The following is a 1921-nucleotide window of genomic DNA, read 5'->3' as shown; positions in this document are numbered from 1 at the left end:
CCCCACTACCCCTCTCCGGGGGTCCCTCCGCCCCGGAGCCCGCGCGCGGGTCAGTCCCGCTCGGCGCCCCACCCGGTCAGGGAGCGCACCCGCAGCTCGGTGAAGCGCGCGGTGTCGCGCTCCGGCGAGAGCAGGCTGCCCACGACCGCGCACGCGAAGCCGAACGGCACCGCCAGCAGCGCCGGGTTCTCCATCGGGAAGAGCTGGACGTCGATCCAGGCGGGCAGCACCGACAGGTTCTCCCCCGTGACGGGGTCGGTCCTGCCCGACATCACCGGCGACAGCAGCATGAGCAGCAGGGTGGCGGACAGGCCGCCGTAGACGCCCCACTCCACACCCCTGGTGTTGAAGCGGCGCCAGAACATGGTGAGCACGATGACCGGCAGGTTGGCCGCGGCCGCGACGGCGAAGGCCAGCCCCACGAGGAAGGCCGCGTTCATGTCCTGGGCCCGCACGGCCAGCACGACGGCCACGGCGCCGATCACGCAGGCGGAGAGCCGCGCCACACCCACCTCCTGCGACTCCCGGGGCCTGCCCCACATGAGGATGTGGCCGAACAGGTCGTGCGCGATCGAGGAGGACGAGGCCAGGGTGAGGCTGGCGATGACGGCGAGGACGGTGGCCAGCGCGACCGCCGAGACCAGCGCGAGCAGCACGGCCGCGCCCGCGGGACCGGCGGTCAGCCGCCCCACCTCCTCGGCGAGCATCGGCACCGCGGTGTTGCCCGAGGGGTCCGCGGCCGCGATGCGCTCGGAGCCGACCAGCGCCGCGGCGCCGAAGCCCAGGGCCGGCGTCATGAGGTAGAAGGCCCCGACCATGACGATCGTGCGGTTGACCGACGAGCGCGCCGCCCGGCCGTCGGGCACGGTGTAGAAGCGGATGAGGATGTGCGGCAGCGCGACGGTGCCCAGCACCAGGGCCAGCCCGAGGCTGAGGAGGTCGAGCTTGTTGAACAGGGTCCGGGCGGGGTCGCCGGAGACCTCCACCCCGAAGCGCAGCCCCGGTTCCAGGAAGGCCTGACCGTGCCCGCTGGCCTCGGCGGCCCCGCCGAGCAGGGCGCGCGGGTCGAAGGCGAACAGGGCCAGCACCAGGGCGGTGAGCAGTCCGGTGGCGGCCAGCAGCGCGACCGCCTTGATGATCTGGAGCCAGGTGGCCGCCTTCATGCCGCCGTACATGACGTAGACGATCATGAGCACGCCCACGAGCACGATCACGCCCGTGCGGGCCTGCTCGGCGCCCATCCCCAGGAAGGTCCCGCCGTCGTGCAGGCCCAGCAGGACCGCGACCAGGGCTCCGGCGCCGACCATCTGCGCGACCAGGTAGAACACGCACACGGTGACGGTGGAGACGGTGCAGGCCAGGCGCACCCGCATCCGGTTCATGCGGAAGGCGGGCAGGTCGGCCATGGTGAAGCGGCCGGTGTTGCGCACCAGCTGGGCCATCGGCAGCACCAGCAGCCAGGCCGCCAGGAAGCCGATGGAGTACAGGAAGCCGTCGTAGCCCTGGAGGGAGATCATCCCGGCGATGCCCAGGAAGGAGGCCGCGGACAGGTAGTCGCCGGTCAGGGCGAGCCCGTTCTGGGTGCTGGAGAAGCCGCGTCCGCCCGCGTAGAAGTCGACCGCGCCCCGGGTGGTGCGCCTGGCGCGGACGGTGACGGCGAGGGTGACCAGGACGAACAGGGCGCACAGGCCCACCGTCCAGGCGTGCGCGACGCCGAACTCGCTCCCCAGCGCGCCGCCCAGGGCGTCCAGGGGGTCGGCGGCCGCGGACGGAACGGTGGACGCGGACGGTGCTTCGGCAGCGGGCGGTTCGGCGGGCGCGACCGGGACGGTGGACGCGGGCGGTGCGGCAGCGGCGGGCGTTTCGGTGACGGCCGCCACTCCGACGGCCACCGCGGCGGTGCCGTCCCCCGTGACGGCAC

1 protein-coding gene is annotated in these 1921 nt (G+C 73.7%); it reads right to left on the bottom strand.

All coding sequences use genetic code 11. The features are described from left to right. Window positions 1-50 precede the first annotated feature (50 nt). A complete protein-coding gene (locus DQW06_RS24760; protein WP_117199408.1) occupies window positions 51-1751 on the bottom strand; it encodes a cation acetate symporter in 1701 nt (566 codons plus the stop codon). Window positions 1752-1921: the final 170 nt, after the last annotated feature.

This window comes from Nocardiopsis sp. TNDT3 (genome assembly GCF_003427465.1).
GTDB lineage: Bacteria > Actinomycetota > Actinomycetes > Streptosporangiales > Streptosporangiaceae > Nocardiopsis > Nocardiopsis dassonvillei.
This window is presented reverse-complemented; position numbering and strand designations above follow the sequence as displayed.